The following is a 22425-nucleotide window of genomic DNA, read 5'->3' as shown; positions in this document are numbered from 1 at the left end:
TTTTAAATCAGTATGGATAACAAGCCAGTCGAGCTTTCCAGCCATATCCTGCCGGTTGCCTCCACCATGGTGGGGGTCTGTGTCACCGTTATCTCGGTCATTCAGCTCGCACCAGACAAGGCGATATCAAGTTGGGCGGACAAGCTGTTGGCGGTGGATAGCCTGGCTTTCATGGCGAGCACGATGTTGTCCTATTGGTCCATACGGCACAAAGATCATCTGCAGCGTATCGAGCGCTATGCCGATCGGCTGTTTCTGCTGGGGATGGCGCTGATGGTGTTTGTCAGCTTTCTGGTGGCGTTTGAGCTGTTCACTGATTAGTTTAAGATTTGAATATAAGCGTTTAAAAGATAACAGGAAAAAGTAATGAGCGATGTGAAAAAAGTAGTGTTGGCCTACTCGGGCGGATTGGATACCTCCGTCATCCTTAAATGGCTGCAGGATACCTACCAATGTGAAGTGGTGACGTTTACTGCTGACTTGGGCCAAGGCGAAGAGCTGGAACCGGCACGCGAAAAAGCCAAGAAATTCGGCGTCAAGGAAATTTATATTGATGACCTGCGCGAAGAGTTCGTGCGCGATTTCGTATTCCCCATGTTCCGCGCCAATACCGTATACGAAGGTGAATATCTGCTCGGCACCTCCATCGCGCGTCCATTGATTGCCAAGCGTCTTATCGACATCGCCAATGAAACCGGTGCAGATGCCATTTCGCATGGCGCTACCGGCAAGGGCAATGACCAGGTACGTTTTGAGTTGGGTGCCTATGCGCTCAAGCCTGGTGTCAAGGTCATCGCGCCGTGGCGCGAGTGGGATTTGCTGTCCCGCGAAAAGCTGCTGGCCTATGCCGAGCAGCATGGTATCCCGGTGGAAATGAAGCACAAGCAGGGCGGTAGTCCATATTCCATGGATGCCAATCTCTTGCATATCTCTTACGAAGGTCGCCATCTGGAAAACCCGGCTGCTGAGGCAGAGGAAGACATGTGGCGCTGGACAGTCAGCCCGGAAAAAGCGCCGGATGCTGCCGAATATCTGGATGTGGAGTATGAGCGCGGCGATATCGTGGCGCTGAATGGCAAACGCCTCAAGGCGCATGAAGTGCTGGCTGAGCTCAATCGACTTGGTGGCAAGCACGGCATTGGCCGTCTGGACCTGGTGGAAAACCGCTATGTCGGCATGAAATCCCGCGGCTGTTATGAAACGCCAGGCGGCACCATCATGCTGAAGGCGCACCGTGCGATTGAATCCATTACGCTGGATCGTGAAGTTGCGCATTTGAAGGACGACCTCATGCCGCGCTACGCCAGCCTGATTTATAACGGTTACTGGTGGAGCCCTGAGCGCATCACCTTGCAGACCCTGATTGATCATACACAGCTGAATGTGAATGGCTGGGTGCGCCTCAAGCTTTACAAGGGCAACGTGATTGTGGTCGGCCGTGACAGCAAGACGGATTCACTGTTTGACTCGACCATCGCCACCTTTGAAGATGATGCGGGCGCCTACGACCAGAAGGACGCCGGTGGTTTCATCAAGCTGAATGCATTGCGCATGCGTATTGCTGCCAATTTACACAACAAGAAAAAGTAAACAGGAGAGTCTCATGGCCCAGTTCGATAATGTAAGCGTCAAGAAAAAAGCCAACGTGTATTTTGATGGCAAGTGTGTCAGCCATACCGTGATGTTTCCAAACGGTACACGCTGTACCGTTGGCGTGATTTTCCCCAGCACGCTGACATTCAATACCGGCTCGCCCGAGCTGATGGAAATTAACGCAGGTGTTTGCAAAGTGCGCCTGAAAGGCGAGGAAGCCTGGAATACCTATCAGGCCGGTGAGAAATTTACCGTGCCAGGCAATTCAAGCTTTGATATTGAAACGATTGAAACGCTGGATTACGTCTGCCATTTTGAGTAAGCCATGATAGATCGCGATTATGTGCGCTTGATGGCGCGCTATAACCGCTGGATGAATGGGAAACTGTATGCGGGTGCTGCGAGTCTTAACGAAGAACAGCGGCAGCTGGATAAAGGGGCCTTTTTCAAGTCCCTGCATGGCACGTTGGCTCATTTGGTATGGGCTGATGATATCTGGCTAGCCAGGTTCGAGGCGACCGCACAGCGCTACAGCGATAAGGCTGACAACTTTGCTGCCTTAAGTGAACGTCGGCTGGTGCTGGATAATGCCATTCTGGCCTGGGCGACAAGCGTCAGCAATAACTGGCTGCAGGAAGAGTTGCGTTGGGATAGCGGTATTTATCAGCAGACCTTCAGCCGGCCCGCCTGGATCACGGTATCGCACTTTTTCAATCATCAGACTCACCATCGCGGTCAGGCTACAACCTTGCTCATGCAGTTTGGAATCGATCCAGGCGTAACGGATCTGGCTTTTATGGATATGACGGAAACACAGTAAACAACAGGAACACACATCATGCCTACATTTGATATTTCTTCTGAAGTTGATATGGTCGCCTTGAAAAATGCCATTGATGTGGCAGGCCGCCAGATTACCAATCGCTATGACTTCAAGGGTACCAGCGCAGCGGTTGAGCTGAATGAAAAAGACAATCTGATCACCCTGCATGGTGACTCCGATTTTCAGCTGGATCAGATCAAGGATATCTTGCTGCCAGCCATGGAAAAGAAGGAAGCAGACAGTGCCAAGCGTCTGGATCATCAGGATGTGCAGAAAGTGTCGGGCAACAAGGTCAAGCAGGTGCTGAAAATCAAGGCGGGTATTGATACCGAGCTGGCGAAGAAAATCGTCAAGCTGCTGAAGGACAGCGGCCTGAAAGTGCAGGCCAGCATCCAGGGTGATACGGTACGCGTTACCGGCGCCAAGCGTGACGTGCTGCAGGATGCGATTGCCTTTGTCAAAAAATCGGTCACCGATTTCCCCCTGCAATTCGGCAACTTCAGGGATTAATGCCGCGATTTGTGGATACAAGAATAGCGGATACAGGAATATAAGATAGCCAACCGTTGGCAGTTGCCCGGTTTAGCAAATGGAAAGCATAAGAAATGGCAAAAACGCTTTACGATAAATTGTTCGATTCCCATGTGGTGCGCGAGGAAAACGGCACCGCATTGCTCTATATCGACCGTCATCTGGTGCATGAAGTAACCAGCCCTCAAGCCTTTGAAGGCCTGAAAATCGCTGGCCGCAAGCTTTGGCGTATCAATTCCGTGCTGGCAGTGCCTGATCACAATGTGCCGACGACCGATCGCTCGCATGGTATCGCTGACCCGATCTCACGTTTGCAGGTAGAAACACTGGACCAGAACTGTGTCGATTTCGGTGTGACGGAATTCAAGATGAATGACAAGCGTCAGGGGATCGTGCACGTCATCGGGCCTGAGCAGGGTGCTACCTTGCCTGGCATGACGGTTGTCTGCGGCGATTCGCACACCAGTACCCATGGCGCATTCGGCGCCCTGGCGCATGGTATCGGTACATCTGAAGTCGAGCACGTCATGGCAACGCAATGCCTTGTGCAGAAGAAGTCCAAGGCTATGCAGATTCTGGTCGAAGGCGAGCTTGGTCGCGGTGTAACCGCCAAAGACGTGGCGCTGGCCGTGATCGGTCGTATTGGTACCGCTGGCGGTACGGGTTACGCCATTGAATTTGCTGGCTCTGCCATTCGCTCGCTCAGCATGGAAGGCCGCATGACCTTGTGCAATATGGCCATCGAGGCGGGTGCCCGGGCGGGCATGGTGGCGGTGGATGACATTACCATCAACTACCTCAAGGGCCGTCCTTATGCGCCTACCGAAGCGCAGTGGGATGCTGCCGTGGCTTACTGGAAAACCTTGCATAGCGATGAAGGTGCCAAATTTGATGCCGTGGTCGAGCTCAAGGCCGAGGATATTCAACCACAAGTGACCTGGGGGACCTCACCAGAAATGGTCACCGCCATCAATGGCCGCGTGCCGGATCCCGAGCAGGAGTCTGATCCTACCAAGCGTGGCGGGATTGAGCGCGCTCTGCAATACATGGGGCTGGAGGCGAATACGCCTATCGAAGCGATCAATATCGACAAGGTATTCATCGGCTCCTGCACCAATTCCCGTATTGAGGATTTGCGCGCTGCGGCCATGATCGCCAAGGGCAAGCGTGTGGCTTCCAATGTGAAGCTTGCCATGGTGGTGCCAGGCTCTGGCCTGGTGAAGGCGCAGGCTGAGCAGGAGGGGCTGGACCGCATTTTCCTGGATGCCGGTTTTGAGTGGCGCGAACCAGGGTGCTCCATGTGCCTCGCCATGAATGCGGATCGTCTGGAACCCGGTGAGCGTTGTGCCTCTACCTCCAACCGCAATTTTGAAGGTCGGCAGGGTCAGGGTGGGCGTACGCATCTGGTAAGTCCTGAAATGGCGGCTGCCGCTGCCGTAGCAGGGCATTTTGTTGATGTCAGGACGATGCTGTAAAGCAACGCCTGTCGCATGCCATGCATGCACCTAAGAGTCAGCAGGCTTGGCCTGCGTTTTCACTGAGAGTAATTGAGAGCATAGGGGAACAGAGATGAAATGGATGACATGCATGGTCATGTTGGCACTGTTGAGCCTCACAGCCTGTAATACTGTTGAAGGCATGGGAAAAGATATTGAAAAGGCTGGCGAAGCCATCCAGAAAACGAGCAAGTAATGCAGGCATTTACCCAATTGAATGGAGTTGTGGCACCGTTGGATCGCGCGAACGTGGATACCGATGCCATCATTCCCAAGCAATTTCTGAAATCCATCAAACGTTCAGGCTTTGGCCCCAACGCGTTTGACGAGTGGCGCTACCTGGATCATGGCGAGCCCGGCATGGACAACAGCAAACGTCAGATTAATCCTGACTTTGTGCTGAACCAGCCTCGCTATCAAGGCGCGAGTATCCTGCTGACCCGCGAGAATTTCGGTTGCGGCTCCAGTCGGGAACATGCGCCTTGGGCCCTCCTGGATTATGGTTTCCGCGCGATTATTGCGCCTAGCTATGCGGATATTTTCTTCAACAACTGCTTCAAGAATGGCATCTTGCCCATTATTCTGAGCGCGGATGTGGTGGATAGCCTGTTTCAGGCGGTGGAAGCTGATGAAGGCTACAAACTCACCGTGGATCTTGCGACCCAGACGGTGAATACGCCGGACGGCAAATCCTATGCGTTTGAGGTGGATGCATTCCGCAAGCATTGTCTGCTCAATGGCCTGGATGATATTGGCCTGACCTTGCAGCATGTCGACGATATCAAGACGTTTGAAACCAAGCATAAAGCAGCGCAACCCTGGCTGTTTAACTAACTTCTCATTAAAGAATCTTCAGGAAATCGCGGTATATGAAAATAGCAGTTTTGCCGGGTGACGGCATCGGTCCCGAAATTGTGGCGCAAGCGGTCAAGGTATTGAATGCCTTGAATATTGGCATTGAAATGCAGGAAGCGCCTATCGGTGGCGCTGGCTACGAGGCAGCTGGTGATCCATTGCCAGAAGCTACATTGGCGCTGGCAAAGTCCTCAGATGCCGTATTGCTTGGCGCTGTAGGTGACTGGAAATACGACAAACTGGAGCGTCATCTGCGTCCTGAGCGCGGCCTGTTGCGTATCCGCAAGGAACTGAACCTGTTTGCCAATCTGCGTCCGGCCCTGTTGTATCCCGAGTTGGCCTCGGCTTCTACATTGAAGCCTGAAGTCGTGGCCGGGCTGGATATCATGATCGTGCGTGAATTGACGGGTGACATTTACTTTGGTCAGCCACGTGGCATTTCCACACTGGAAAACGGCGAGCGTGAAGGCATCAATACCATGCGCTACAGCGAATCCGAAATTCGCCGTATTGCCCACGTTGCCTTTGGTATCGCCATGAAGCGAAACAAGAAGGTGTGCTCTGTGGATAAGGCCAATGTGCTTGAGACGACGGAGTTGTGGCGTCAGGTCATGATCGAAGTGGCGAAGGAGTACCCTGAGGTCGAGCTTAGCCATATGTATGTCGATAATGCTGCCATGCAGTTGATCCGTGCGCCCAAGCAGTTTGATGTGATGGTCACCGGGAATATTTTTGGTGACATTCTCTCTGATGAGGCATCCATGTTGACTGGCTCCATCGGCATGTTGCCATCCGCCTCGCTGGATCAGAACAACAAGGGTATGTATGAGCCAAGCCATGGCTCTGCGCCTGATATTGCCGGTAAGGATATTGCCAACCCTCTGGCGACGATTTTGTCGGCTGCCATGATGCTGCGTTATAGCTTTAATGATGAAGCCAATGCTACGCGTATCGAGAATGCCGTTAAAAAAGCGCTGGCTGAAGGTTATCGTACAGCGGATATCTACACGGATGGATGCCGTAAGGTTGGCTGTGCTGCCATGGGCGATGCTGTGGTAGCCGCCTTGTAACTAGATCAAAAGCGGAATTTGACGGTCAATAAACCGGTTTTTTCGCTAAAGGAAATGCACATGTTAAGAGTAGGATTTGTCGGTTGGCGTGGCATGGTGGGTTCCGTGCTGATGCAACGTATGCGTGAAGAGCGCGACTTTGACCATATCGAGCCCGTGTTTTTTACTACTTCCCAAACGGGAGGGCAGGGCCCGGATATTGGCAAGGGTGTGCCGCCCTTGAAGGATGCGCGCGCCGTGGATGAATTAAAGGCCATGGATGTGATCGTTTCCTGTCAGGGTGGCGATTACACAACCGAGATTTTTCCGAAACTGCGTGCCGACGGCTGGAATGGGCACTGGATCGACGCGGCATCTACCCTGCGCATGGAGCAGGATGCCGTGATTGTGCTCGACCCAGTCAATCTTGATGTGATCAAGAATGCCTTGGTGAGTGGCGGCAAGAACTGGATTGGTGGTAACTGCACGGTTTCCCTGATGCTGATGGCGCTGAACGGCTTGTTCCGTGAAAACCTGGTGGAATGGGCTACCTCCATGACCTATCAGGCAGCGAGTGGTGCAGGCGCGCAGAATATGCGTGAATTGCTCAAGCAGATGGGCGAGGCACATCGTGTGGCCAGTGACCTCTTGAATAATCCGGCTTCGGCTATTCTGGATATCGATCGTGAAGTTGCCGGTATTCTGCGCGACGAGCGTTTCCCTACCGATCATTTCGGCGTGCCGCTTGCTGGCAGCCTGATTCCCTGGATCGACAAGGACCTGGGCAACGGCCAGAGCAAGGAGGAGTGGAAGGGGCAGGCTGAAACCAACAAGATACTAGGACGGGAAGCAACCCCGGTGCCTATCGATGGCCTGTGCGTGCGAATCGGCGCTATGCGCTGTCACTCCCAGGCGCTGACCATCAAGCTCAAAAAGGATGTGCCACTGGATGACATCATCGGACTGCTTGATGGCGCAAATCCTTGGGCAAGCGTCATACCTAATGAGCGTGATATCACTATTCGGCAATTGACTCCTGCTGCTATTACCGGGACCTTGAAAACACCCGTCGGACGTTTGCGCAAGATGAGCATGGGCAATGAGTATTTGTCTGCATTTACCGTAGGCGATCAGCTATTGTGGGGCGCTGCTGAGCCTTTGCGTCGGATGCTGCGAATTCTGGTTGAACATTAAGGGTTTAAGCGCTCTGCTTTCGTCAGCAGAATGGACCATTTTTGGCAGTAATAAATAGCATGTAAATGTGATGTGAGCTGTCAGCTTGCAACTCTAAATGATTGATGTTAGCTTACAATCTAATACTGCAATAAGGGTGGAATAGTGCATAAGTCTAAACTAAAACGGATTTCGCTCGCGGTTTTCCTGGCGATAATTCCATGGACTGCTGATGCTGCCGGGCTGGGAAGATTGACGGTCGCATCAGGTCTTGGAGAACCGTTAAGTGCCGAAATCGAGTTGCTTGGAACCACCCAGGATGAACTCGAGTCTCTCTCCGCTGCCATCGCTCCAGAAGCTGCTTACGCTGTACAAGGTGTAGAGCGCACTCCTATTCAAAATGCCATCAAGATCAATGTCAGCAGGAAAGCCAACGGCACTGCTGTTCTAAGATTAAGCAGTAATCAGCCGATTACTGATCCGTTTGTCGATATGTTGATTCAGGTTGAGTGGGCGACTGGCCGTCTGGTGCGTGAGTACACCATGTTGCTGGATCCACCTGGCTATGCCACGCCTAATCCCAATAGCAACCTGCCACAGGCTGCAGCACCAGCAAGCAATCCAGTTCCATCGGCTACTGCCCCGTCCGCGGTGGCTGCAGGTCCTGTGCGTCCAAGTGCAGACAGCGCTAGCGCCCCTCCGGCAAAGACAGCCAAACGCAATAATCGCAAACCCGCAGCGCCTGCTGAAAAGCCAGTGCCCGTGGAAAGTGAAAGCGCAGACAAGACACATACGACCAGTCGTGGCGATACCCTCAGCGCTATCGCGCGGAATGCTGATGTAGAAGGCGTCAGCCTGGATCAGATGCTGGTGGGTATCTATCGCGCAAACAAGCATGCGTTTGACGATAACAACATGAATCGCCTCAAGGTGGGGCAGATATTGCGCATTCCACCTACGCAAGAGGTGCAAGGCATCAGTAATGCCGAAGCGCGTCAGGAAATCCAGCTGCAGGCGGCTGATTGGAATGCCTACCGCAAACGTCTTGGCGAGTCTGTTGCTACGGCAAGTGCGGGTCGCGAAGGTGAGGGCAGCCAGTCCGCCAGTGGCAAGCTGACTTCGGCAGCGCAGGACAAGGCAGCTCAGTCGCAGTCTGGGTCACGCGATGTTGTTCGATTGTCCAAAGGCGAGGCCCCTGATAGTGCCGCTTCCCGTTCTGGTCAAGAAAAGCTTAATGCCTTGCAGGAAGAGGCGATAGCAAAAGAAAAAGCCTTGCAAGAGGCGAGCGATCGCGCTGCTGCCCTCGAGAAGCAAGTGCAAGATATGCAAAAGCTGCTTGAAATCAAAAATCAAGCCATGGCTGAACTGAAAGATAATGCAGCTAATCAGCTGCAGAGCGCTAAAAATGGCGAGCAAAAAGCAGAACCTGTTACGCCTGAAAAGCCTGCTCAAGCTGTTCCCGCAGTGAAGCCTGATAGTGGTGTGGTTAAAAAGGAAGAGGAAGCAACTTCTCCTGCGGTAAACCCCAAACCAAGTGTGACTCCTGCGCCAGTGCCGGATACTGAGTTGATTGCGGGTGTGGAGAATGAAAAACTGATGCTATGGGGTGGTGCAGGTGCTGCATTACTCGCACTGCTCGGTGGCTGGTTATATCTGCGTAACAAGCGTAAACGCAATTTGGATACGTTCGAGAAAGCGATCCTCACCTCCGGAGGCTTGAAGGCAAATACCGTTTTTGGCAGCACTCTGAGCAGCAAGGTGGACTCCGGGGATACCTCATTCCTGACAGACTTTTCGCAAACGGGTGGTGGCATGATCGACACACATGATGTCGACCCGATTGCTGAAGCCGAGGTCTACATGGCATATGGGCGCGATGCGCAAGCCGAAGAGATTCTGCGTGATGCGATTGCCAAGGACCCTAAGCGTTACGAATTGCATCACAAGCTATTGGAGATGTATGCCGCTCGCAAGGACACCGCTGCATTTGAAACCCTGGCAGGTGAAATTTATGCCACGATAGGAGCAAGTGACCCGCAGTGGCGCAAAGTGGCAGAGCTGGGACGCAAGTTGGATAGCCAAAATCCCATCTACCAAGGCGGTGAAGAAGGGCTGGGTCTGGATGATGATTTGGGCTTGGATGACGTGCCTTCGACGGCTAAACCTGATATTGCCAGTGGCATGGACTTTTCTCTGGATGATAATCTGGATGACAGGGCTGTCTCTGACGCTGAGTCTGCAGATGACGCCTCTTCTGATCTGGACTTTGGCCTCGGCGAAGATAAGCCTGCCAATGAGACTGCCTCGGTAGAGGATGCTAACACGCTGGATTTCGTAGGCTTCAATGTTAATTCTGGCGACGACGAGAATGATGATCAAGACACAAGAAACAGCGAGATAGCGTCATCTTCGGCAGCGGCCTCTATGATGGCGCCCACCATTATGGATGATCTGCCTGAGCCATACTCAGTCGATGAGGATGTGAATCCGCAGCTTGAGGTTGATAGTCAGCCCTCCGATTCCAACGATCTTGATTTTCAGCTCAACTTGCCAGAATCCCCAGCGGCAAACACCATACAGATGGACATAGGCGAGTTCGGCAATACATTACCTGGTTTGCCAGAGGAAGATGCATCGTCCTCTGAGAATGCAAACGATACGCTTCCGACTACGTTTGATTTCGATTTGCCAGGATCGGAAGCGGGTAACAGTGACTTCCCTGATCTTGGATTGTCATCTTCGACTGCGTTCGACGAAGACAAACTGCCGAGCGCAGAGGCGGATGAACAGGGCGTTGCATTCGAAAACAGCGATGCCGCTGTGGAAACAGATGTACCTTCCCAACCTGCCAGCGATGATTCATTGCCGCAGCCCAAGGCATTTGTTCCTGATATCAGTCTGGACTTTGATACGCCTGAAAGCGAGCAGGATAAAAAAGTGTCTTACTCTGCCACCGCATCTGCAGGCGCTCTGCCTGATGCCTTCAATGAGGATCCGGTGGAAGAGATTGTGTTCGAGTCGCCATCCAGTGATGTCGATCTCGACTTTAATCTGGATAACCTGGCTGATGCGGAAGAGGATGTCGCGTTGCCTGATCTGAATACAAATTCCACGGAATCCATTGCGCCGGCAGAGGTGGATTTTTCAGATATCAGTCTGGACCTTAATGGCGCCAATGCTTCCGATGAGCCACCTGCGGCTATTGCGGCTGAATCTGCCGAAGTAGATACCAAGTTGGATCTGGTCACCGCCTATATGGATATGGGCGATAATGAAGGTGCCAAGGAGCTGCTTGAGGAAGTGCTTAGCGAGGGTGGCCCACAACAGCGGGCCCGAGCACAGGCCATTATCAATAGTCTGGGTGCTTAGCTGATATCTGCATTTAGTTGTGTAGTTGTGATAAAAAGCCGGATGATTTGATCCGGCTTTTTTCTTATACGATGGCAAGCTGACACGGGATATTGTGAATGGTGAGGTTTAAATGAGAGTTGCCCTTGGGCTAGAGTACGACGGTGCCCATTTTTGCGGCTGGCAAAGTCAGCCGGGGGGCTGCGGTGTACAGGATGCACTGGAACGGGAGCTGGCCCGCATGGCTTGCCATCCGGTGCGGGTGATTGCGGCCGGGCGAACCGATACTGGGGTCCATGCCCTGGCTCAAGTGGTGCATTTTGAAACAACGACCGAGCGACCGCTGAATGCCTGGGTTCGTGGAGTAAACGCAGGCCTACCCTCCAGTGTGCGAGTGTTATGGGCGCAGCAGGTGGACGATGAGTTTCATGCCCGGTTTTCAGCCCGCCAACGGTATTACCAATATATTTTGTTTGACCAGGCGGTAGCACCAGCCATCCTTGCTGGCAAAGTTGGCTGGTTTCATCAGCCTCTGGATGTAGACGCCATGGCGGAGGCTGCTGCGCATTTGATTGGTGAACATGATTTCAGCGCTTTCCGTGCTGCCGAATGTCAGGCCAAATCTCCCGTACGGACATTACAGCAGGCGGAGGTGCGTCGTGCAGGGCAGGCTATTCTGTTTGAGTTTAGCGGCAATGCATTTTTGCATCATCAGGTGCGTAACATGGTGGGTGCGCTGGTATATGTAGGGAAGGGGAGTCAGCCACCTGCGTTCATCCAGCAACTCCTGCAGAGTCATGACCGTCGTCTTGCTCCTCCAACATTCTCCCCGGATGGCTTGTATTTGAGTGGAGTAGGCTACGAATCGCGTTGGGGGCTGCCCGATACCCGCCGCTATGTGCATTTGTCATTGGCCTGAGGCTTTTTTCATATTGCCGCAATGTGACATGCGACAACGTTTCAGTTAACCTAGCGGTCTCAATCAATTCTGCTTTCATCAAAGAATCTCATCTTGCGTACCCGAGTCAAAATATGCGGCATTACCAGAGAGGAAGATGCCCTCACAGCAGTGCGGCATGGCGCTGATGCGATTGGACTGGTGTTTGTTGAGGCTAGCCCCAGACATGTCAGCATTGCTCAGGCACAAGCCGCTATTCTTAGCTTGCCTCCATTTATTGCGGTGGTAGGTTTGTTTGTCGATGCCGAGCCCTCATTCATTGAACAAGTGCTAAAAGAAGTGCGACTGGATATGTTGCAATTTCATGGCGATGAGTCTCCTGAAGAATGCCAGCGTTATGCTCGGCCTTATATGAAGGCAATACGCGTCAGGCCGGACACAAATTTGCTACAATACGCCCTCGATTATCCACGGGCCAGCGCGCTGCTGTTGGACGCCCATGTTGAAGGCGTAGCGGGTGGAACGGGCCAGCGTTTTGACTGGTCGCTTATTCCCGCAGAATTGCCTATGCCCATTGTGCTGGCAGGGGGGCTGAATGCGGACAATGTGGCAGAAGCGATAAAACAGGTTCGACCATATGCCGTTGATGTGAGTGGTGGTGTCGAGTCCCAAAAAGGAATTAAGGATGCCGGCAAAATTGCCGCATTCATGCGAGGAGTTACAGATGCAGCTTTATGATATGCCTGACGACAGAGGCCATTTTGGTCCGTACGGCGGGATTTTTGTCGCAGAAACTCTGGTGGAAGCCCTGGAAGAATTGCGTGTCATGTATGAGCGCTTTCGCCATGACCCTGAATTTCTGGCCGAATTTGCACATGATCTGAAGTATTTTGTAGGCCGTCCAAGCCCTATCTACTATGCCAAGCGCTGGTCTGAACGCGTTGGCGGTGCTCGCATTTATCTCAAGCGGGAAGATCTGAACCACACTGGCGCCCATAAGGTGAACAACACCGTGGGGCAAGCACTACTGGCAAAACGCATGGGCAAGCCACGCGTAATCGCTGAAACGGGGGCAGGCCAGCATGGCGTTGCGACGGCTACCATTGCAGCTCGTATGGGGCTGGAGTGTGTCGTGTACATGGGGTCTGAAGATGTGAAGCGCCAAGCTCCCAATGTCTATCGCATGAAGCTGTTGGGGGCGACGGTTGTGCCAGTGGAAAGTGGTTCAAAAACCCTCAAGGATGCGCTGAATGAAGCCATGCGCGACTGGGTAACCAACATCTCCAACACTTTTTACATTATTGGTACCGTGGCTGGCCCGCACCCTTATCCCATGATGGTACGGGATTTTCAGGCGGTGATCGGTGTGGAAGCCAAGCAGCAAATGCAGGAAATGATCGGGCGTCAGCCAGATGCGGTCGTGGCATGTGTGGGCGGCGGTTCCAATGCCATGGGTATTTTCTACCCCTACATCAATGAAGAAAACGTGCGCCTGATCGGCGTTGAGGCAGCGGGCCTGGGCCTAGCAACGGGCAAACATGCCGCGCCATTGACAGCCAATAGCTCAGTCGGCGTATTGCATGGAAACCGTACTTATCTGATGCAGGACGAAGACGGTCAAATCATCGAAACGCATTCGATCTCGGCTGGCCTGGATTATCCAGGAGTAGGGCCTGAGCATGCATGGCTGAAAGACAGCAAGCGTGCTGAATACGTGGCCATTACCGATGATGAAGCCATGGCGGCTTTCCATAGTCTTTGCCGCACCGAAGGTATTATTCCTGCACTGGAATCCAGCCATGCGTTGGCGTATGCAGAAAAGATGGCGGCGACCATGTCTCCTGACCAGGTCATTCTGGTGAACCTCTCCGGTCGTGGCGATAAAGATATCAACACGGTGGCCGGTTTGTCTGGCATTACCCTTTAATCATCCAGTATTTAAGATCCCATTCATGTCTCGCATAAAAACCACGTTCGATCAGCTCAAGCAGCAGGGAAAGAAAGCACTGATCCCTTACATTACCGCTGGTGACCCTCATCCTGACCAAACCGTAAAGCTGTTACATGCCATGGTGGCAAACGGTGCCGATATGATTGAGCTCGGCGTGCCTTTTTCAGATCCGATGGCAGATGGTCCTGTTATTCAGCGCGCCAGCGAGCGTGCGCTGGTCCATCACGTTGGCCTCAGCCGCGTACTCGACATCGTGCGTGAGTTCCGTCAGCAGGATAATGTGACGCCTATCATACTGATGGGTTACGCTAATCCGGTTGAAGCAATGGGGCAGGAGAAGTTTTCTGATCGAGCCAAAGCCGCCGGTGTGGATGGTGTACTGACGGTGGATTATCCGCCTGAAGAGTGCAAGGAATTCACCGCCCTGTTGCAGGCACGCGGTATTGACCCCATTTTTCTGTTATCACCGACCACCGAGCCTGCTCGTGTGGAGGTGATTGTGAACCAGGCCAGCGGCTTCGTTTACTATGTCTCCCTCAAGGGGGTGACGGGTGCCAAAAACCTCGATATTGAAGAGGTGGCGCAAAAAGTGGCTGAAATTCGAACCCTGACGGATTTGCCTGTAGGCGTGGGTTTTGGTGTGCGTGATGCGGCGACAGCAACGGCTGTGGCTGCGATTGGTGATGCTGTGGTGGTGGGCAGCCGTATGGTGCAGGCTGTGGAACAATCCAATGATCAAAATCTCGTTGATAACGTGGCTGCGCTGATGAAAGAATTGCGCATCGCGGTTGACGCTGCTTAAAAAGGACATGCCATGAGCTGGTTACAAAAACTACTTCCTCCCAAGATCAATCGCCCGACGGGCATTAATAAAAAAACCGTACCAGAAGGTCTCTGGAGCAAATGCCCTTCGTGTGAATCCGTGCTTTATCGGACGGATCTCGAAAAGAATGCTGAAGTTTGTCCCAAGTGTGGCTATCACAACCGTATTTCAGCGCGTGCCCGTTTGGCCATGCTGCTGGACGAGGAGGGGCGCTCCGAAATCGGCGCCGAAGTGCAGCCTGTAGACCCGCTGAAGTTCAAGGATAGCAAACGCTATGCTGACCGCATCAAGTCATCCCAGGCAGATGTGGGTGAAACCGATTCCCTGATCGTGTTGCAAGGCAGCATCAAGGCTGTTCCTGTGGTAGCCGCTGCGTTTGAGTTCAAGTTCATGGGTGGTTCCATGGGTTCGGTGGTCGGTGAGCGCTTTGTGCGCGGCGTCAATGCTGCCATTGAGCGTCGCTCGGCGTTCGTATGCATTTCCGCCAGTGGCGGCGCCCGTATGCAAGAAGGCCTGTTTTCACTGATGCAAATGGCGAAAACCAGCGCTGCCTTGACTGCGCTTGGCCGCGCCGGTTTGCCTTATATTTCAGTATTGACGGATCCGACCATGGGTGGCGTTTCTGCCAGTTTTGCCATGCTGGGCGATGTGATTGTGGCCGAACCGCAGGCGCTGATTGGCTTTGCCGGTCCACGCGTGATCGAACAAACCGTTCGCGAAACCCTGCCTGAAGGTTTCCAGCGCGCGGAATTCCTGCTGGAACATGGCGCGGTGGATATCATTGTTGACCGCCGTGAAATGCGTGACAAGCTGGCCAACCTGATCAGTAGCATGACCAAATTACCTGCTGTTGCCTGATTCCCTCGTATTGTGACTGATCTTTCAACGCCGCCTGACTCGTTGCAGGGCTGGCTGCAATACATTGAAGCGTTACATCCCAAGTCCATTGCCATGGGCCTGGAGCGTGTGCAGGCAGTGAGGCAGCGCCTTGATCTGCCCCTTGATTTCGTGGTCATTACTGTCGCCGGCACCAATGGCAAAGGATCCACCTGCGCCATGCTGGAGCAGATCTATCTGCAGTCCGGCTATCGCGTAGGCTGTTATACATCCCCCCACATTCTGCGTTACAACGAGCGGGTTCGTATCATGGGCCGTGAGGCTGCGGATGCGGATCTATGTGCCGCATTTGCCCGCGTCGAAGAGGCTCGTGGCGACACGGCATTGACGTACTTCGAGTTCGGTACCCTGGCCGCCTTGTGCTGTTTTTGTCAGCACGCATTGGATGTCGTGATTCTTGAAGTCGGTCTGGGCGGAAGGCTTGATGCCGTGAATGTCGTCGATGCCGATGTTGCCATCGTTACCAGTATTGATCTGGATCATATGGATTATCTCGGCGATAACCGGGAAAGCATCGGTTTCGAGAAAGCTGGCGTTTATCGTGCTGGCCGTGCCGCCATTTGTGCAGATGCATCTCCGCCAGCAACCTTGCTGAAACACGCCGAGACCATCCAGGCTGAACTGCTCTGTATTCATCGTGATTTTCACTACCAGGTGCAATCTGGGCGCTGGCATTACCAGTGGGCGGAGTTCACCTTGCATGACTTGCCTTTGCCAGCGTTGGCAGGGGATTTTCAGCTTTCCAATGCTTCCGCTGTATTGACGGCGATTCAAGCGCTGCATGACAAACTGCCGGTGAATGCTGAGGCAATTCACGCCGGTTTGCAGCATGTGAATCTCGCTGGGCGCTTTGACGTGCGACGGTCAGCACCCAGTGTCATTCTCGATGTGGCGCATAACCCTCATGCTGCCGCTGCGCTGGCCTCCAACCTGAATGCACAGGCGAATGCCGGTCGAACCCTGGCGGTTTTTGCCATGCTGGCGGATAAGGATATCCCCCGTGTGGTGGCGGCCGTACACGCCACGGTGCATGCCTGGTATCTGGCGGATATTCCTCAGATTCGGGGTGCCAAAGCCATTCAGCTGCAAGAAGCCGTGACCGAAATTGACCCCGACGTTCCTGTGCATGTATACCGAACGGTGGCAGAAGCCTACAGGCAAGCCTGTATAGATGCAGGCGAAAATGATAGAATTATTGTATTCGGATCATTTTTCACCGTGGCTGATGTCATGCAGCTTTTACCCGCGTCACCTGATAACCACTAGGATGTTTTACCCATGGCCTCTGATAATTTGAACGAGCAGGAAATTCAATTCAAGAAGCGTGCTCGTAGACGGCTGGTTGGTGCAGTTGCGCTCGTATTGCTGATGGTAACGGTCTTGCCCATGCTGCTTGATGATCGTGCCAGCAAGGCTCCACAACAAGAAATTGCCATTTCCATTCCTAGCCAGGATAGCGAATTCAACTCCAAGATTGTTCCGGTCAAGCCCGAAGCCACGGCGACTACCGAGCAATCCGGCTCTGCCATTCCAGAAGACCAACCCGTTACTGAACCTGAATCAACAGGCGAAATTGCACCGCTGTCACCGCCTATTGAGTCGCGTGCTGAGCCTGCAGTAGCCAAGCCTGCGGCTACTCCAGCGCCTGTTAAAACAGCTCCTTCAGCTGCAGTGGCAAAACCTTCTGAAGCCGTCAAACCTGCTGAAACCAAGCCTGCAGAAAGCAAACCCGTAGCCGCGGAGGTTGCGAAAAAAGATTCCTCTGAAAAAGTCGCAGGCTTTCTGGTGCAAGTCGGTGTGTTCTCCGATCCCGATAACGTGAAGCAGCTGCAACAGAAGCTGGCGGGCCTGGGCATTAAATCCACTACTGAAAAGCTGGATACCCCTAAAGGCCCTAAAATCCGGTTGCGCAGCCAGCTATATTCCACTCGTCCACAAGCCGAGCAGGCGCTGGACAAGATCAAGGCTGCAGGGTTGACCGGCATGGTGGTCACCAGCAAGTGAGGGGTTATCCCTTATGACAGTATTTGACTATGCCGTGCTCGGCATACTGGGGCTTTCGGTATTATTGAGCGTCATGCGCGGTTTTGTACGGGAAGTGCTGGCGCTGGCTGGTTGGGTAGCTGCTTTTTTCGTTGCCAAGCTTTACACCATGGAGCTGGCACCTTTATTACCTGAGGCAATTCCGTCAGAGGCCTTGCGTTTTCTGGCAGCGTTCCTCATATTGTTTTTAGCTACCTTGCTGTTATGCAGCCTGCTGGCGATTGTGCTGGGTCAGTTATTCAAGACAGTCGGCCTCGGGTGGCTGGATCGCGCACTTGGCGCGGTATTTGGTTTGTTACGTGGTGTGCTGATATTGCTCGTGCTGGTTTTTCTGGCCGGCCTGACCAGTGTGCCCAAGGATGAAAGGTGGCGCAATGCGATGTTCAGTGCGCCATTGGAAGCGATGGTGGTGAGCTTGTTGCCATGGCTTCCGCAAGATATTACTAAGCATGTCAAGTACGATTGAAGAACCATTTGCGGTATACACAGTCGTACGCGCTTCATCGGAATTCTCGTTTTTTTAAGGTGCTCACTCCATGTGTGGAATCATAGGCGTTGTCGGTAAAAACCCGGTCAATCAGTTGCTTTACGACGGATTGCTGGTTCTGCAACACCGCGGGCAGGATGCGGCGGGTATTGTCACTTGCGATGGCAATACGTTCTACATGCACAAGAATAACGGCCTGGTGCAGGACGTTTTCCAAACGCGCCACATGCGTAGCCTGCAAGGCAATGCCGGTATCGCCCATGTGCGCTACCCCACGGCGGGTTCTTCCTCTGCCGCCGAAGCCCAGCCTTTTTATGTGAATTCTCCCTTTGGCATTGTGCTGGGTCACAACGGTAACCTGACCAACTCCACGCAGCTGAAGGAAGAAATGTTCCGTCAGGATCTGCGTCACATCAACACGAGTTCCGATTCCGAAGTGCTGCTGAATGTACTTGCTCATGAAATTGAGCACACCGCACATAGTGCCGTGCTGAATAGTGACATGATCTTTGAAGCGGTCGCTGGCGTGCACAAGCGTTGCCTGGGTGCTTATGCCGTCGTGGCAATGGTGGCCAACTTTGGCCTGCTGGCTTTCCGTGATCCCAATGGGATTCGGCCTCTGGTCATCGGCAAGTCCGAAACAGAGAAGGGCGTTGAATACATCGTCGCTTCTGAAAGTGTGGCACTGGATGTACTGGGTTTCAAACTGGTACGCGATGTTGAGCCGGGCGAGGCTATTTTCATTGATATGGATGGCAATTTCTTCTCCCGCCAATGCGCTGAAAAGCCCAAGTTGTCCCCCTGCATTTTTGAATATGTTTATCTGGCACGTCCGGACTCGGTGATCGACAAGGTGTCTGTCTACCAGACCCGCTTGCATATGGGCGTTAGCCTTGCCAAGAAAATCGCCAAGGAGTGGGGTGATCTGCATATTGACGTGGTAATCCCTATCCCCGATACCAGTCGCCCCAGTGCCCTGCAATTGGCGAATGCCTTGAATCTCACCTATAGAGAAGGCTTTATCAAGAATCGCTATATTGGCCGTACCTTCATCATGCCAGGTCAGGCATTGCGCAAAAAATCTGTACGCCAGAAGCTGAATCCGATCGGCATGGAGTTCAAGGGCAAGAATGTATTGCTTGTGGATGATTCTATTGTGCGTGGCACCACCTCCAAGCAGATCGTGCAGATGGCCCGCGATGCGGGTGCCAATAAAGTGTATTTCGCCTCTGCTGCACCACCTGTACGTTTCCCTAACGTCTATGGCATTGATATGCCGACGCGCGATGAGTTGCTCGCCACTGGCCGTACCGATCAGCAGATCTGCGAAGAAATTGGTGCGGATGCCTTGATCTATCAGGATCTGGATGCGCTGATTGAAGCCGTCCAATTAAGCAATCCGGACATCAAGATGTTTGATTGCTCCTGTTTTGATGGGAATTATGTCACTGGCGATATCGACGAAACGTACCTCAATAACGTTGAAAGTGCGCGTGGCGATAAGCTGGGTCACAAGAAGCCTGCTAACTCCAGCACCCAGCTGGACCTCAATCTGGTGACCATCAAGGAATACGAGGAAGCTGTATAGACATGAACCTGGCAGCGGTGTTGGTCTTGACCACTACCGCTTGCAGGCATATCATGAACTTGCGCCGATTTGAGCTTAATTCATTTAACTCAGCTTGCGGGCGCCTTATAAATTCAGCTAAAGCGAGTGCATAAACCCGTTTTAGCGCCAGCTATCACGGGTTTTTTTATGCTCGGCGCTGGTTTGTTCTTGGCGTAGAAAGGAAATAACAATGACACAAGATTGGCATGCAGAAACCCTGGGGGTGCGTGCAGGCAGCGAGCACACGGAATTTGGTGAGAACTCCGAGGCCATGTTTCTTACTTCCAGCTTTGTTTTTGAAAATGCAGCGCAGGCGGCTGCACGCTTTGGTGGGCAAGAGCCAGGCAATATCTATTCGCGGTTTACCAACCCCACCGTCACCATGTTTCAGAACAAGCTGGCAGCCTTGGAAGGCGCGGAGTTCTGCGTAGCCACCTCCTCTGGCATGGCCGCTATTCTGGCAACCGTGATGGGTTTATGCTCGGCGGGCGATCATGTGGTGGCATCGCGCAGTATTTTTGGTACTTCGGTGCAATTGTTCAGCAATATCCTCAAGCGCTGGGGGCTGGAGACTAGCTTTGTTTCGCTGACCGACCCGGATGAGTGGCGTGCTGCCGTCAAGCCAAACACCAAATTGTTTTTTGTGGAAACGCCGTCTAACCCACTGACGGAAGTGTGCGACATTCCTCTGCTGGCCGGGATCGCCCATGAAGCCGGAGCCTTGCTGGCCGTGGACAATTGTTTCTGCACGCCTGCCTTGCAGAAGCCTTTGGCGCTTGGGGCTGATATCGTGATTCACTCAGCTACCAAATACATAGACGGGCAGGGGCGTTGCCTAGGCGGTGCTGTGTTGGGGCGCCGTGATGTGCTGGAGCCGGTATATGGCTTCCTGCGTACCGCCGGTCCGACCATGAGTGCATTTAATGCCTGGGTATTTCTGAAAGGCCTGGAGACGCTGCATGTGCGCATGGCCGCCCACGTGCAAAATGCCCTGGCCCTCGCCACCTGGCTGGAGCAGCAACCGGCGGTTGCCCGGGTGTATTACCCCGGGTTGCCATCGCATCCGCAGCATGCGCTGGCCATGCGCCAGCAAAGCGGTGGTGGTGCTATCGTGTCATTTGATCTCAAAGGTGGCAAGGATGCCGCCTGGGGCTTGATTGATGCTACCCGCCTAATTTCCATTACGGCCAATCTGGGGGATGCAAAGAGTACGATTACGCATCCTGCGACCACGACACATAGTCGCGTGAGTCCGGAAGCGCGCGCTGCCGCAGGGATTGGCGATGGGCTGGTACGCATTGCCGTAGGTCTGGAACACATTGAGGACTTGAAGGCGGATCTGCTATTGCTCACGCGCTAGTCGGCGTGAATATTGGCAGATAGCCATATTAGCCCAGCACTTTTTTAATTGCCGTTAGTCACACAGTCGTAGGTTGGTATCCAATAACAATATGGGAGTCATTAGCATGAGTTTGAAAGACGAATATTTGGAAAAGCTGAAGCTGCAACTGGATGAGTGGTCAGCCGATATTGATGTGCTGGAAGCCAAGGCCCGCAAGGCTGAAGCGGAATTGCGGATCAAATATGAGCAGCAGATCGAAGCCTTGAAAGTAAAGCGTGAGGAAGCCAAGATCCGCGTTGGCGAGGTCAAGGAGTCCGCAGGCGAAGCTTGGCAGGAGCTGAAGAAGGGTGGCGATGCGGCATGGGAAAACATACGCAAAGCCTTTGAAGAGGCCCGCAAGAAGTTTTGAGGCAAGTCATTCCACGTTTAACTAGAAGAAAGGAATCCAGATGAAATCCTCTGTCGTAGTTGGTCTGATATTGATTGCCTTGGGTGCAGCGGCGCTGGTGTATAAAAACATCAGTTATTCGTCTGAGGAAACCGTGATGCAGATTGGTCCTGTGAAGGCCACGGCTGAAACTGAAAAGAATATCCCCATCCCGAATGTGCTGGGTATTGTGGCGATAGTGGCTGGCGTCGTGGTGATTGCGGTAGGTGGTCGCGGCAAATAAGCGGCCGGGTTCTGTATCTTCATGATATAAAAGCAAAAAGGGGCGTTGCCCCTTTTTGCTTTTATATCGGGCAGAGTATCTGCCCGATAGTGTTGCCGTGCTTTAGAGCGAAGCGGCGTTATCGGCCAGATATTTGGCGACGCCTTCAGGAGAAGCATCCATGCCTGCCTTGCCTTTTTTCCAGCCGGCAGGGCAGACTTCGCCATGCTCCTCAAAGAACTGCAGCGCATCGGCAATGCGCAGTGTTTCATCAATATCACGGCCCAGAGGCAGGTCGTTCACTACCTGATTCACCACAATACCTTGCTTGTTGATGAGGAAGGTGCCGCGGTAAGCCACGCCACCGTCAGCCTCTACGTCGTAAGCCTTGGCGATTTCATGCTTGATATCCGCCACCATGGGGTAGCCAACCTTGCCAATGCCGCCTTTTTCCACTGGGGTATTTTTCCATGCCAGATGGGTGAAGTGAGAGTCGATGGAAACACCGATCACTTCAATACCACGTTTCTTGAATTCATCCAGACGGTGATCAAACGCAATCAGCTCGGAAGGGCAAACAAAGGTGAAGTCCAGAGGCCAGAAGAAGATGACCGCGGCCTTGCCCTTGATGTAGCTTGCCAGATTGAAGTCTTCCTTGATCGTATTGTCACCCAGCACGGCAGCAGCAGTAAAATCGGGGGCGGGTTTGCCAACAAGTACGGCCATATTGATCTCCTTTTTGATGAGTAAATAAAAAATTCTAACAGCGTGCCAGACTACACCGCAAATGAAGAATTGGATAGCGCCATCACCTTCTGCAGCAATGGCCGGATGCTGTGATGGACGCGGCTTAAAGA

At 53.0% G+C, this 22425-nt stretch carries 24 protein-coding genes; 23 read left to right on the top strand and 1 reads right to left on the bottom strand.

The features are described from left to right. The first annotated feature begins 12 nt into the window (after positions 1-12). The 23 genes from MPQ_RS07995 (at position 13) to MPQ_RS07885 (ending at position 21589) form a co-directional block, all read left to right on the top strand. Positions 13-321, top strand: coding sequence for a hypothetical protein (locus MPQ_RS07995; RefSeq protein ID WP_013442401.1), 309 nt, complete (start codon positions 13-15; stop codon positions 319-321). Between the two features lie 45 nt (positions 322-366). Continuing rightward, positions 367-1590 carry an argininosuccinate synthase gene (locus MPQ_RS07990; RefSeq protein ID WP_013442400.1) on the top strand — a complete coding sequence of 408 codons (1224 nt, stop codon included), beginning with the start codon at positions 367-369 and terminating at the stop codon, positions 1588-1590. Between the two features lie 13 nt (positions 1591-1603). Continuing rightward, a complete protein-coding gene (locus MPQ_RS07985) occupies positions 1604-1915 on the top strand; it encodes a pyrimidine/purine nucleoside phosphorylase (protein WP_013442399.1) in 312 nt (103 codons plus the stop codon). 3 nt (positions 1916-1918) lie between these two features. Then, a complete protein-coding gene (locus MPQ_RS07980; RefSeq protein ID WP_013442398.1) occupies positions 1919-2413 on the top strand; it encodes a DinB family protein in 495 nt (164 codons plus the stop codon). Between the two features lie 18 nt (positions 2414-2431). Beyond that, the gene (locus MPQ_RS07975) at positions 2432-2926 is read left to right on the top strand and encodes a YajQ family cyclic di-GMP-binding protein (protein ID WP_013442397.1); all 495 of its coding nucleotides are present in this window, start codon (positions 2432-2434) and stop codon (positions 2924-2926) included. Between the two features lie 95 nt (positions 2927-3021). Further along, on the top strand, positions 3022-4422 hold the full coding sequence (gene leuC, locus MPQ_RS07970) for a 3-isopropylmalate dehydratase large subunit (RefSeq protein WP_013442396.1): 1401 nt from the start codon (positions 3022-3024) through the stop codon (positions 4420-4422). Between the two features lie 94 nt (positions 4423-4516). Beyond that, positions 4517-4639, top strand: a complete 123-nt coding sequence (locus tag MPQ_RS07965; RefSeq protein WP_013442395.1) for an entericidin A/B family lipoprotein — start codon at positions 4517-4519, stop codon at positions 4637-4639. Further along, on the top strand, positions 4639-5277 hold the full coding sequence (leuD, locus tag MPQ_RS07960) for a 3-isopropylmalate dehydratase small subunit (protein ID WP_013442394.1): 639 nt from the start codon (positions 4639-4641) through the stop codon (positions 5275-5277). The genes MPQ_RS07965 and leuD overlap by 1 nt, the downstream gene beginning before the upstream one ends. 35 nt (positions 5278-5312) lie before the next feature. After that, positions 5313-6368 carry a 3-isopropylmalate dehydrogenase gene (gene leuB / locus MPQ_RS07955; RefSeq protein ID WP_013442393.1) on the top strand — a complete coding sequence of 352 codons (1056 nt, stop codon included), beginning with the start codon at positions 5313-5315 and terminating at the stop codon, positions 6366-6368. Between the two features lie 60 nt (positions 6369-6428). After that, entirely contained in the window at positions 6429-7541 is a 1113-nt protein-coding gene (asd, locus tag MPQ_RS07950) for an aspartate-semialdehyde dehydrogenase (protein WP_013442392.1), read from the top strand. 231 nt (positions 7542-7772) lie between these two features. Continuing rightward, on the top strand, positions 7773-10889 hold the full coding sequence (locus tag MPQ_RS07945) for a FimV/HubP family polar landmark protein (protein ID WP_238525288.1): 3117 nt from the start codon (positions 7773-7775) through the stop codon (positions 10887-10889). 112 nt (positions 10890-11001) lie between these two features. After that, the gene (gene truA / locus MPQ_RS07940; RefSeq protein WP_041362183.1) at positions 11002-11787 is read left to right on the top strand and encodes a tRNA pseudouridine(38-40) synthase TruA; all 786 of its coding nucleotides are present in this window, start codon (positions 11002-11004) and stop codon (positions 11785-11787) included. Positions 11788-11880: 93 nt separating this feature from the next. Beyond that, on the top strand, positions 11881-12504 hold the full coding sequence (locus tag MPQ_RS07935; RefSeq protein WP_013442389.1) for a phosphoribosylanthranilate isomerase: 624 nt from the start codon (positions 11881-11883) through the stop codon (positions 12502-12504). After that, the gene (gene trpB / locus MPQ_RS07930; protein ID WP_013442388.1) at positions 12491-13693 is read left to right on the top strand and encodes a tryptophan synthase subunit beta; all 1203 of its coding nucleotides are present in this window, start codon (positions 12491-12493) and stop codon (positions 13691-13693) included. Before MPQ_RS07935 ends, trpB begins: the two co-directional genes overlap by 14 nt. A gap of 25 nt (positions 13694-13718) precedes the next feature. After that, complete coding sequence (gene trpA, locus MPQ_RS07925) at positions 13719-14519, top strand: tryptophan synthase subunit alpha (protein ID WP_013442387.1); 801 nt, start codon at positions 13719-13721, stop codon at positions 14517-14519. 12 nt (positions 14520-14531) lie between these two features. Then, on the top strand, positions 14532-15398 hold the full coding sequence (accD, locus tag MPQ_RS07920) for an acetyl-CoA carboxylase, carboxyltransferase subunit beta (RefSeq protein ID WP_013442386.1): 867 nt from the start codon (positions 14532-14534) through the stop codon (positions 15396-15398). Between the two features lie 12 nt (positions 15399-15410). Then, positions 15411-16703 (top strand): bifunctional tetrahydrofolate synthase/dihydrofolate synthase, encoded by a 1293-nt coding sequence (folC, locus tag MPQ_RS07915; RefSeq protein WP_013442385.1) that lies wholly within the window; start codon positions 15411-15413, stop codon positions 16701-16703. A gap of 12 nt (positions 16704-16715) precedes the next feature. After that, positions 16716-17441 carry an SPOR domain-containing protein gene (locus MPQ_RS07910; RefSeq protein WP_013442384.1) on the top strand — a complete coding sequence of 242 codons (726 nt, stop codon included), beginning with the start codon at positions 16716-16718 and terminating at the stop codon, positions 17439-17441. 13 nt (positions 17442-17454) lie between these two features. Further along, complete coding sequence (locus MPQ_RS07905) at positions 17455-17946, top strand: CvpA family protein (protein WP_013442383.1); 492 nt, start codon at positions 17455-17457, stop codon at positions 17944-17946. A 70-nt stretch (positions 17947-18016) separates the two neighbouring features. Next, positions 18017-19555 carry an amidophosphoribosyltransferase gene (gene purF, locus MPQ_RS07900; protein WP_013442382.1) on the top strand — a complete coding sequence of 513 codons (1539 nt, stop codon included), beginning with the start codon at positions 18017-18019 and terminating at the stop codon, positions 19553-19555. 211 nt (positions 19556-19766) lie between these two features. Beyond that, positions 19767-20936: an O-succinylhomoserine sulfhydrylase gene (locus MPQ_RS07895; RefSeq protein ID WP_013442381.1), complete on the top strand. Its 1170-nt coding sequence runs from the start codon at positions 19767-19769 to the stop codon at positions 20934-20936. Positions 20937-21042: 106 nt separating this feature from the next. Then, a complete protein-coding gene (locus MPQ_RS07890; RefSeq protein WP_013442380.1) occupies positions 21043-21327 on the top strand; it encodes a hypothetical protein in 285 nt (94 codons plus the stop codon). A 40-nt stretch (positions 21328-21367) separates the two neighbouring features. Next, a complete protein-coding gene (locus tag MPQ_RS07885; RefSeq protein ID WP_013442379.1) occupies positions 21368-21589 on the top strand; it encodes a hypothetical protein in 222 nt (73 codons plus the stop codon). A gap of 102 nt (positions 21590-21691) precedes the next feature. Here the strand turns inward: MPQ_RS07885 and MPQ_RS07880 are convergent, their stop codons facing one another. Continuing rightward, positions 21692-22294, bottom strand: coding sequence for a peroxiredoxin (locus MPQ_RS07880; protein ID WP_013442378.1), 603 nt, complete (start codon positions 22292-22294; stop codon positions 21692-21694). Positions 22295-22425: the final 131 nt, after the last annotated feature.

The sequence above is a fragment of the Methylovorus sp. MP688 genome, assembly GCF_000183115.1.
Taxonomy (GTDB): domain Bacteria; phylum Pseudomonadota; class Gammaproteobacteria; order Burkholderiales; family Methylophilaceae; genus Methylovorus; species Methylovorus glucosotrophus.
The sequence above is the reverse complement of the archived record's forward strand: the minus strand, read 5'-3'. Positions and strand labels throughout refer to the sequence as shown.

Coding starts and splice junctions, on each gene's coding strand:
- MPQ_RS07995 (WP_013442401.1), top strand. CDS start 13: ATGGATAACAAGCCAGTCGAGCTTTCCAGCCATATCCTGCCGGTTGCC.
- MPQ_RS07990 (WP_013442400.1), top strand. CDS start 367: ATGAGCGATGTGAAAAAAGTAGTGTTGGCCTACTCGGGCGGATTGGAT.
- MPQ_RS07985 (WP_013442399.1), top strand. CDS start 1,604: ATGGCCCAGTTCGATAATGTAAGCGTCAAGAAAAAAGCCAACGTGTAT.
- MPQ_RS07980 (WP_013442398.1), top strand. CDS start 1,919: ATGATAGATCGCGATTATGTGCGCTTGATGGCGCGCTATAACCGCTGG.
- MPQ_RS07975 (WP_013442397.1), top strand. CDS start 2,432: ATGCCTACATTTGATATTTCTTCTGAAGTTGATATGGTCGCCTTGAAA.
- leuC (WP_013442396.1), top strand. CDS start 3,022: ATGGCAAAAACGCTTTACGATAAATTGTTCGATTCCCATGTGGTGCGC.
- MPQ_RS07965 (WP_013442395.1), top strand. CDS start 4,517: ATGAAATGGATGACATGCATGGTCATGTTGGCACTGTTGAGCCTCACA.
- leuD (WP_013442394.1), top strand. CDS start 4,639: ATGCAGGCATTTACCCAATTGAATGGAGTTGTGGCACCGTTGGATCGC.
- leuB (WP_013442393.1), top strand. CDS start 5,313: ATGAAAATAGCAGTTTTGCCGGGTGACGGCATCGGTCCCGAAATTGTG.
- asd (WP_013442392.1), top strand. CDS start 6,429: ATGTTAAGAGTAGGATTTGTCGGTTGGCGTGGCATGGTGGGTTCCGTG.
- truA (WP_041362183.1), top strand. CDS start 11,002: ATGAGAGTTGCCCTTGGGCTAGAGTACGACGGTGCCCATTTTTGCGGC.
- trpB (WP_013442388.1), top strand. CDS start 12,491: ATGCAGCTTTATGATATGCCTGACGACAGAGGCCATTTTGGTCCGTAC.
- trpA (WP_013442387.1), top strand. CDS start 13,719: ATGTCTCGCATAAAAACCACGTTCGATCAGCTCAAGCAGCAGGGAAAG.
- accD (WP_013442386.1), top strand. CDS start 14,532: ATGAGCTGGTTACAAAAACTACTTCCTCCCAAGATCAATCGCCCGACG.
- MPQ_RS07910 (WP_013442384.1), top strand. CDS start 16,716: ATGGCCTCTGATAATTTGAACGAGCAGGAAATTCAATTCAAGAAGCGT.
- MPQ_RS07905 (WP_013442383.1), top strand. CDS start 17,455: ATGACAGTATTTGACTATGCCGTGCTCGGCATACTGGGGCTTTCGGTA.
- purF (WP_013442382.1), top strand. CDS start 18,017: ATGTGTGGAATCATAGGCGTTGTCGGTAAAAACCCGGTCAATCAGTTG.
- MPQ_RS07895 (WP_013442381.1), top strand. CDS start 19,767: ATGACACAAGATTGGCATGCAGAAACCCTGGGGGTGCGTGCAGGCAGC.
- MPQ_RS07890 (WP_013442380.1), top strand. CDS start 21,043: ATGAGTTTGAAAGACGAATATTTGGAAAAGCTGAAGCTGCAACTGGAT.
- MPQ_RS07885 (WP_013442379.1), top strand. CDS start 21,368: ATGAAATCCTCTGTCGTAGTTGGTCTGATATTGATTGCCTTGGGTGCA.
- MPQ_RS07880 (WP_013442378.1), bottom strand. CDS start 22,294: ATGGCCGTACTTGTTGGCAAACCCGCCCCCGATTTTACTGCTGCTGCC.